The following is a 9,480-nucleotide window of genomic DNA, read 5'->3' on the forward strand; positions in this document are numbered from 1 at the left end:
CAGAAATGGAGTTGCAACTGTGGATTTGCGTTTGCCTGCCAACGCCAAACGTCGGTTTGTCTCGCTTTCTACCTGCGAGCAACTTGCGCTATTCGGTAGCATTCGCAAAACGCTGACTAGCAATCGACAATGGAAAATTAAATCCGTGCGGTTTACGGAAAAGGGACAACCGATCGTGCTTTAGCAGGTAGTTACTAGCTGTTGCTGATCTGTTGTTCGAGCTTGGTCACTAGGATGGAAATTACGGATTGCCGTGAAATCTTAAGGTTGGAGGGCTGTACGCCGAATTCTGCCAATTTCATGCATCAGAACGGCGTAAGGCTCTAAGGAATTCGCCTGTAGTTACGATTGCCGCCTAAGTGCCAAGGACTAACGATCGATTTCTACCTAGAGAAGTTGTTGTAAGAATCTGTAAATTGTTAGGATTTCCGTAAGTTTGCCTTAAACTCTTTCAAAGTATAAATTCGAGTTCCTTGACTAGGTTGACAACTTTAAAGGAGTCTTTTCCCATGGACGTGAAATTGGTTTTGGTAGTGTTGACTGGGGTGTTTACGGTAGCGTGTTTGTTCTTTGGCACCCGCAACGGCTTTTACGATTCTGACAATTACCACGGAAATGGATCGGCACACTAGTGTCGATCATGCCACTATGTTGATGCGTTGGGGATGGGGCGATCGCAAGCATACTTGACCAAAACGCGGCTCGGATTTGGCGGTGAGTGCCAAAAGTGTTAAATAGACTGCTGGCGTGTGAGTGTTGGCAGTTTACGGGTTACTCACCGCTCAGCTACGAGGAAGTGAAACGAACGTGAGTGAACTGGAATGTGTTGCCTACGGTGTGGGTCATGCTGACGAGGGAGTCTGCTTGCTGCTGCGTTTGGGACCCTATCGCGTTCTGCTTGACTGTGGACTAACTGACCTTTCCTCTTTGCTCGCTGACCCATCTCCGCCTGCGGATCTTGTCCTATGCAGCCACGCCCACGCCGATCACGCCCAGGGCTTACTGGCACTCCACCAGGCGTTTCCTGCTCTTCCTATCTATGCCAGCGATGCCACAACGCAACTGCTGCCGCTGAATTGGGCAGAGACATCCTCTAGCCATGCAGCCTTTTGTCAGGCATTACCCTGGCGCACCCCTGTTGAGTTTTTTGACGGCTTGAGCGCAGCGCTATATCCGGCTGGGCACCTTCCCGGAGCGGCTGCCATTTTGTTGAGCTACACGCCGCCGTCGGGAGGACCACCCCAACGTCCTTACAGTGTGTTCTACACGGGGGATTTTTTCCTGTCTAACTCGCGCCTTGTAGAAGGTTTACCGCTAGAGGAACTGCGGGGGCTGTCGCCGGATGTGCTAATTGTAGACGGCAGCTACGGCACCTCGCGGCATCCGCACCGGCGACAGCAGGAGAATCAACTGGCAGAGCGAATTCAACGATCGCTCGCCCAGAAAACCTCAATTCTTTTGCCCACCGCTCCACTGGGACTAGCGCAAGAACTCCTGATGCTGCTGCGAAGCCATCATCACTTCACTGGGCGCGACTTCACGATTTGGGTCGATGAGTCGATCGCCGCTGCCTGCGACGCCTACCTGAATATTCTGTCCCACCTGCCTACGTCCGTACAAAATTTTGCCCGCCATCAACCCCTGTTTTGGGATGAGCGAGTTCGTCCACGAGTCCGTCGCCTGCGATCGGGACAGTCGCATATCCTGTCGTCTCCTTGCATTGTTTTGGCAGAGGAAACGGTCGATCTTGAGCAGTACACGCACTCTGACCCCGACGCGTGGATGATTCTGAAGCCGCAAGAGCCGCATCGGGTCGTTCACGAGCAAGTGCCGTACCCCCATAGCTCTGCCACTGAAACTTATTTGCTGGCTCAACACGGCGATGGTCCCGGAACGACACAGCTAATTCACAATTTGCGTCCCCAGCATGTCGTGTTTGTCCACGGTTCTCCGACCTACCTGTCGGATCTAACTGGATTAGACGAGCTACACAACCGCTACCATCTGCATTCGCCTGCTCCTGGAAGCACTGTGGAGCTGCCGATCGGGGAAACATTCGTGCAGCCTGCGGCACCAGAGGTCAGTTATGAAGGGGAACTGACAGAATTCAACGAGATCGTGACCATTACCCTACCAAACGCGATCGCCGCTGATCCCCGCTGGCAGGCACTTGCCGATACCGGACTGATTGAAGCTCGCTGGCAAGGGGACGAACTGGTACTGCGCGGTTTGCCGCAGCGGGAATTGTTGCGTCCGGGAGGCGATCGCCTCCTGGACTGGATGGATGCAAACTCGCCGCTACGGAATTGCTGCGGCAACTGTCGCCACTACCGAGGGCAGCGCTGCTGGAATATGTCGTCACCGCTGTTTGAGTTTAAGGTTACGCCGGACGGTTTTTGTCCCGTGTTTGAGCCGAATCAACCGGAGTGACTGAACCTGCTAGGGCTTGCTAGTTGCTCATGGACTTTGGGAACGATGCAGAAAAGCTTCTCAAAGGTTACCCATGACATTCATGACATCGGCATTTAAAAAGTTTCACAAGGTTCACAAAGCAACAGTGCTGCGGCGATCGACTGGACAACAAATCAAGATTGGCGGCTACACTGCCGATAAGATCGACCCCAAGGCGAAACGCTTCTGTGCCACTGCTGACGATCTGCCTTCAGTAGTTGATTTGCGCGAATTCATGACCCCTGTTGAATCGCAAGGAAGCACAAGCAGTTGTACGGGCAATGCGATGGCAGGTGCCTACGAGTACCTAGTGAACCGACTCACGGGACAAGCAGAGGATGTCAGCCGCTTGTTCATCTACTACAACGCTCGCAAGCTAGATGATTGCGTGCAGGAAGACAGCGGAGCGCGGTTGCAAAACTGCGTCAAAGTCGTTCGCAAATACGGAGCCTGCTCAGAGAAGACGTGGGCGTTCGATTCGGAGTACATCCTGAAGCAGCCATCGAAAGCGGCATATCGGGAAGCGAAGCGGTTTGTAGTCGAAGACGCGGCTCAGGTTGAGATCGATCTACAAACGATGAAAGCTTGCTTGGCAGAGGGCTACCCCTTCGTGTTTGGGTCGCAACTGTTCGCGTCGTTCCAGCGAGCAGAAAAAGATGGCTTGGTTCCCCTGCCTGACCCGGACACTGAGCAGTGCGACGGTGGACATGCAATGCTGTGTGTTGGCTACTCCGACCCTGACCAAGTGTTTATTGTTCGTAACTCCTGGGGCGAAGACTGGGGCGACCAAGGCTATTGCTACATGCCCTACGACTACCTAGCCAATTCTGAGCTATCTCACGACGCTTGGGTGCTGCGACAACTTAGTAACTTAAGTGTGGACCTGAAGCAAAACATCTACAAGCATGTATCGTCGCTGTTTGATGCAAGTACAGCAGAGATTGCTAGAGCCATTCAAATTCCTGGAGTCACTGAAACCTCCAGCGGCATCTCGATTTATGACGAGACTCACCACGTCACGTATGAAGAACAGTACGTCTACTTTACCGATCGTGGCTACGTTCCCGTGCAAGACATCGAAAACCTGGAGGAACTGTACTACCAGGACTACGAGGAGGAGTACGACGACAGCGACCTCGACGACCTAGAAGATTTTTACTACGAGGAGACCTCGGAATCCGAGGAGTACGAGGAAACCGAAGACAGCTACGAGGACTCTGAAGAGTTCGAAGAAGACGAATCCGAAGAGGACGGCGAATCTGAGGAAGACATCGAAGACAGCTACGAAGACGAAGAATCTGAGGAAGACGAAGAGGAATCTGAGGAAGATATCGAAGACAGCTACGAGGACGAAGAATCTGAGGAGGACGAAGAGGATATCGAAGACAGCTACGAGGACGAATCCGAAGAGGATGAAGAGGAATCTGAGGAGGATATCGAAGACAGCTACAAGGACTCTGAAGAGTCCGAGGACGAATCCGAAGAATCCATCGAAGACAGCTACGAAGAGGAGCCTGAGGACATCGAGGACAGCTACGAAGAGGCTGCTGAAGAATCCGAAGACGTAGGTGGCTACGACGAAGGTAGCTACGAAGAGGAATAAGTAGTCCACTTAACTCTGAAGAAGGAACGATCGTGCGATCGTTCCTTCTTCAAATGACTAGCCAAGCACTCGCAACGATTATTTGGCTTCGTGCAGCGTGCGGACATGCCCCATCCACGTCTGCATTTCTGGGTCTTCGTCAAAGCTAATTAAAGCGAGGTGCTGAGGATTTTCTAAAAATTCTCGCGCTAGGAGATAGCCCGCGATCGTCCATGTCTGAAACTTGCGTGAGGCTTTCCCAACAAGTCTGCCGTTTCTACCGTCGTAGTACTCCGCCCATTCGTCCTGGCTGAGTCGTCGTTCGGCAAGCTCCACTGCGCGCCAGCCAAGCTCCGGTCTGCCTGTTTTTTGCGCCACCGCTGCCAGCGTCCATAGCAGCACAGGCCAATTGCCGCCGTTGTGATACGACCACGGCACATTTTTGGGGTCGCAGCCCGTAAGGATTTGCCACTCTAGTCCTTCCACAGCAGGAAAGCAAATCTTCATTGGCATGTAGCCGACTAAATCCTGCCAGCGCTGCTCAATAAGGTCCATGATTGCATCCGCCTCGCGATCGCTTGCCAGCGACGAGACGATCGACATTAAATTGCCCAGCGTGAAGAAGCGGAAATCCATTTGCGCCGGACCCAAATTGCCCGCCAAATACCCACCCGTTTCTGGCATCCATTCCGTCAGCCAGACGGGAATGGAGTCTGGGTAAATATTGAATTTGTTGATCGCCGCTTCCCCGAACTCCTCACCTTTGTAGCGGTAGATGGCGTTCAGGCGCTTCAAGTCAAGCCAGTAGTATTCGCGAATGTGGAAGTTTAGGGTAGTGAGGCGCTGGTTGATCACCTGGATGTAAATTTCGCCGCGACGATTGGGCAGCAGCAGTTCTCGCGCCGATCGCAACGCGGCATAAAATAGCGCTTGAATTTCCAAGGGATGCCCGTAAACGCCCATGCGTCGATCGATCATAAATGCTCCATCCGGCACCAGCATCGTCGGGTACATATCGAAGCGATCTGCCAAGCACAGCTTGAGAATTAGCATGATGCCGTGCTGAAAGTCGGGCTGGTGCGCCAAGTCTAAATCGCCGGTCGATTTAACATACGCCCGCAGCAGAATTAGCCACCAGAGGCAGGAGTCAACCGGCGTGACGCGCCCGATCGCGTGTTCACCGAAGTCCGCTGTCAAATACTGCTGCCCGTCCCAATTCTCGACCTTGAAGCTGGCAGGCATTAAGCCCTGTCCAGCATTAAACCAATCCATCTGCTTGTCGCTGCTTTGCAGCGCCAGCGTTTCAATCAAAAAATTGCGGACGATTTCGGGGCGTCCCTGAATCAGAAATAGCAGTGCGGAGGAGACAAAATCCCGTACAAAGCACTGATCGTAATTCAGAGCCTCGGCGTAGGGGTCACACGCCGCAACGGTTCCGACTGGTTGTCCTCGGTAATGGACGACCGCTGCTTCTAGCAGCTTCCAAGCTTCTTTGACCAGATGACTTTGCGCTTGCATTGCTGTCCTTACAGTTCCTGATTCCCGGATCATGGTGGGGGTGGGTTCACGATAAACAGTCTGTCCTGCAGTAGCTGAAGCAATTGCTCAAGGCACTGAGGATAAATTTGAACATTAAAAACCGCTAGAACATTAAAAACCGCTACGTTTTACTATCAGCGCTGACGCTCGATTAAGAGCAGCAGGACTACGTGCACAACTGAGTTGGCGATCGGAGCGTTTAACCGAGTGCACTGTGCTGACCGCAAATAGCGAGCTGCTTACAAATGATGCTGGCAATGGTTGGAACGATCGTGTAGGTCTACTCGCAACCTTGAGTTTGCCCCAACACAAGTCGTTTTTCACGATCGCAACTCCCTAACGATAGGTTAATTTTTTTTCATTGTGATGTAAGTAAATTCTTGGTGAGGGAAGCCGATAAACGGTCTCAGAACGATGAAGATTACGTGTATTCAGCCTTTGCAGTGTGTAATCTGACTGCACCGATCGCCCTACTGATTAGAAGTATTATTCAACTCATCTGTAATACTGCTAGTTAGAGAAGACTGGCACACCAAAGCCTAAAGCCTACAGTTTATTCGCGCCATGAATGGCTAGAGATGTGACACAAGTTTTCTATAATTGTGTTCGTTGGTTCAGTACACTTGCCGCCGCCTATGCTTTGATTCGCGTGATTGATCGCTGAAGATGATGAATTAGCCGAACGTGTCATGCGGGCAAAATCGTCGGGTGTGAACCTCTGTAATGTGCTGAAAACTTAACGTCTAAAAGCTTAACGTCTAAATGCTAAGTGACGAACAATAAGTGATTAACAACACGCTACGCGATCGCCTGCTTAAACTGCGGTGCAATTACTGAGACATTACTATGCAGCAAGATATTTCTACCGCGCTCCCTTCGCTCGATGCCTTTTGGATGCCCTTCACCGCCAATCGGCAATTCAAAGCCAACCCCCGTCTGATGGCGTCCGCTAAAGACATGTACTACATGACCGTTGATGGTCGGCAAGTCCTTGATGGCACAGCGGGGCTTTGGTGTGTCAACGCCGGACACTGCCGCGACAAAATCGTTGAGGCAGTCCACGCGCAGGTCGCCCAACTAGACTTTTCCCCCACGTTTCAGATGGGGCATCCTGGTCCGTTTGCGCTCGCCGATCGCCTCGCTAACATGCTTCCGGGCGACCTCAACTCCATCTTTTTCACCAACTCTGGGTCGGAGTCGGTGGATACCGCCCTTAAAATCGCTCTTGCTTACCACCGCGTGCGGGGAGAGGGAACGCGCACGCGCCTGATTGGACGTGAGCGGGGGTATCACGGCGTCGGCTTCGGCGGCACCTCTGTCGGCGGCATTGCCCCCAACCGCAAATTCTTTGGGAGTCTAATTCCCGGCGTCGATCACCTACCTCATACGCACAATCTGGAGCACAACGCCTTTAGTCGCGGACAACCTCAGTGGGGCGCACACCTCGCAGATGAGCTAGAGCGGCTTGTGACGCTGCATGACGCTTCAACGATCGCGGCGGTCATTGTGGAACCCGTAGCAGGCTCTACAGGCGTGCTGATTCCGCCGCAGGGCTATTTAGAACGTCTGCGGGCAATCTGTGATAAGCACGGTATTCTGCTGATCTTCGATGAAGTCATCACTGGGTTCGGTCGCTTGGGGTCGAGCTTTGCGACGGAGTACTTTGGCGTGCTGCCGGACATGGTAACGGTGGCGAAGGGCTTAACCAACGCAACGATTCCAATGGGTGCGGTGTTCGTCCGGCAGGGAATTCACGACGCCTTTATGCACGGACCGGAGCCCGCGATCGAACTGGCACACGGTTATACCTACTCGGGACATCCGGTTGCCTGCGCGGCTGCACAGGCAACCCTCGATATCTATGAGGAAGAAGGGCTGTTCGATCGCGCCCGCAGTCTTGCGCCCTACTGGGAAGACGCCGTACACTCCCTCAACGGCGTTTCCCACGTTATCGACGTTCGCAATCTAGGATTGGTAGCCGGAATTGAGCTAGAGTCGATTCCGGGCAAACCAGGCACTCGCGCTTACGAGTGTTTTGTGCGCTGCTTTGAGTCCGGGCTGCTGATTCGGACAACGGGCGATATCATTGCCCTCTCACCGCCGCTCATTATTGAGAAAGCGCAGATTGATCAGATCGTCGATCGACTAACGTCCGTACTGAAGGACCTAGAATGACCCCCAGCAGCGCAATCGTGGCGTAGGTGCAGTGTTAAAGGCAGTAGCCAGTTGCAATTTGGTTATGCATAGTGGTTAAGTAGCAGCAGCGATTCTGTAGCTCAGCCTGAGAACAACAGGATGCCTATACCGCCCTCAGAAGCGACTACTCAGCTCGATCGGTACGAGCAGCCCCCGTCCGACACGGCTCGATTTTTGGTGTGTGGGCTAGGTAGTTTAGGGCAGCACTGCGTTGCGGTGCTGAGAGAGTTTGGGGCGGTGGTCAGCGCGATCGACCAGAACCGGGCACATCGCTGGGACATTCCAAACCTGCTGGACGAACTGGAGGAATTGCTGATCGGCGACTGCTGCCAGACGGAGGTGTTGCAGCAGGCAAATGTGCAGAACTGCCGGGCTGTGCTTCTGGTGACGAGTGACGAACGGGTCAACATTGAGGCTGCGTTTGCGGTGCGGCTGCTAAATCCGCATGTGCGGCTGGTTGTACGATCGACCAAGCAGAACTTGAATCAGCTCCTTAGCGCCCGCTTAAAAAACTTTGTTGCATTTGAGGCAACCCAACTGCCTGCGCCTGCCTTTGCGATCGCCGCTTTGGGCAGCGAAGTCCGAGGCTTCATTCATCTGGGAGACGCGATGCTGCGGGTGGTTAAAGACCCGATCTCGCCTGAGCACCGCTGGTGCGATCGGCGCGTGCTGCACGAGTTGAACACGCCTACGCGCCGAGTCCTCAGCTACATTCCAGAGGGTAGTCCGCTGCCGACCCAGTTTCACCAGTGGGAGCCGAATACTCGTGTATCGGCTGGCGACACCGTTGCCTATGTGGAAGTCACCGAAGGACTGGCAAGACCCGATGCCGTTCCTGTTAAACCAAAGCTGACGTGGCGACAGGTTGCCCGCACCGTGCGCAGCAGTTTCTCTCGCCGTGGACTTCAGCAGCGAGCCGCCGAATTTTGGCGATCGACCGACCAGCAGCAAAGCAAGCGCGTTGCGATCGTGCTGGCGCTGGCGATCGTGCTGCTGCTACTAGTCGGAACTGGGCTTCTAGCATGGCAGCAGAGGATTTCTGGCTGGGCAGCTTTCTACACCACCGCGATGATGCTGCTTGGACAAACCGAAACCGTCATTTGGAAAACCGATTCCAAAGAGAGCATTCCGGCTTGGCTGGGCTTGATGAATCTGGTCTACATGCTGGCGGGAACAGCCGCGATCGCTGTTCTGTACGCGCTGCTCACCGAAAGCCTGCTGGCAGCAAAGTTCCAGTTACCCAAAAAGCGTCCCCCGCTGCCGCTGCAAGATCACGTGGTGCTGATTGGGCTGGGACGAGTCGGACGGCGCGTTGCCACGCTGTTGCAGCAGCTAAGACAGCCGCTCGTTGGCGTGAGCAATCGACCACTGGATGCCACGGTGCTGCCGCAGATGCCGCTTGTGGTGAGTGACTGGACCAACGCTTTGGCAAAAGTCAATTTGGCTACGGCTCGGAGTGTGGTGGTCGTCACCGATGACGAAATGGTGAATTTGGAGATTGGCTTGATGGCGCATGCTGCCAATCCCGATCGCGCGATGGTGATTCGCACATTTGACCCGCGCTTTGGCAAAAGTGTCGATCGCTTTTTGCCCACTGCCAAGGTGCTGTCTGCTTACGAACTCGCGGCGGAGGCGTATGTCGCTGCCGCTTTTGGTGAGAACATTCTGAATCTGATTCGGCTGAACGAACAAACCGTCTTGGTCACGGAGTA

General features: G+C 53.7%; 6 protein-coding genes and 1 pseudogene. 6 read left to right on the forward strand and 1 reads right to left on the reverse strand.

The features are described from left to right. The 4 genes and pseudogenes from H6F43_RS17530 to H6F43_RS17540 form a co-directional block, all read left to right on the forward strand. Nucleotides 1-184: pseudogene (locus tag H6F43_RS17530) on the forward strand (GerMN domain-containing protein); the annotation flags it as partial. Between the two features lie 325 nt (nucleotides 185-509). Further along, nucleotides 510-632 (forward strand): hypothetical protein, encoded by a 123-nt coding sequence (locus H6F43_RS22785; RefSeq protein ID WP_277879961.1) that lies wholly within the window; start codon nucleotides 510-512, stop codon nucleotides 630-632. Nucleotides 633-807: 175 nt separating this feature from the next. Then, complete coding sequence (locus H6F43_RS17535) at nucleotides 808-2,430, forward strand: MBL fold metallo-hydrolase (RefSeq protein ID WP_190344004.1); 1,623 nt, start codon at nucleotides 808-810, stop codon at nucleotides 2,428-2,430. Nucleotides 2,431-2,512: 82 nt separating this feature from the next. Next, nucleotides 2,513-4,054, forward strand: coding sequence for a C1 family peptidase (locus H6F43_RS17540; RefSeq protein WP_190344005.1), 1,542 nt, complete (start codon nucleotides 2,513-2,515; stop codon nucleotides 4,052-4,054). A gap of 78 nt (nucleotides 4,055-4,132) precedes the next feature. On the opposite strand, the gene H6F43_RS17545 is transcribed toward H6F43_RS17540, so the two are convergent. After that, nucleotides 4,133-5,551 carry a glycoside hydrolase 100 family protein gene (locus tag H6F43_RS17545; protein WP_190344006.1) on the reverse strand — a complete coding sequence of 473 codons (1,419 nt, stop codon included), beginning with the start codon at nucleotides 5,549-5,551 and terminating at the stop codon, nucleotides 4,133-4,135. Between the two features lie 867 nt (nucleotides 5,552-6,418). Between H6F43_RS17545 and H6F43_RS17550 the strand changes: the two genes are divergently transcribed. Beyond that, nucleotides 6,419-7,747: an aspartate aminotransferase family protein gene (locus H6F43_RS17550; RefSeq protein ID WP_190344007.1), complete on the forward strand. Its 1,329-nt coding sequence runs from the start codon at nucleotides 6,419-6,421 to the stop codon at nucleotides 7,745-7,747. A gap of 120 nt (nucleotides 7,748-7,867) precedes the next feature. Then, nucleotides 7,868-9,480 (forward strand): NAD-binding protein (locus tag H6F43_RS17555; RefSeq protein ID WP_190344008.1); only part of this gene is annotated, 1,613 nt, incomplete at its 3' end.

The organism is Leptolyngbya sp. FACHB-36 (genome assembly GCF_014695955.1).
Lineage (GTDB): Bacteria > Cyanobacteriota > Cyanobacteriia > Leptolyngbyales > Leptolyngbyaceae > FACHB-36.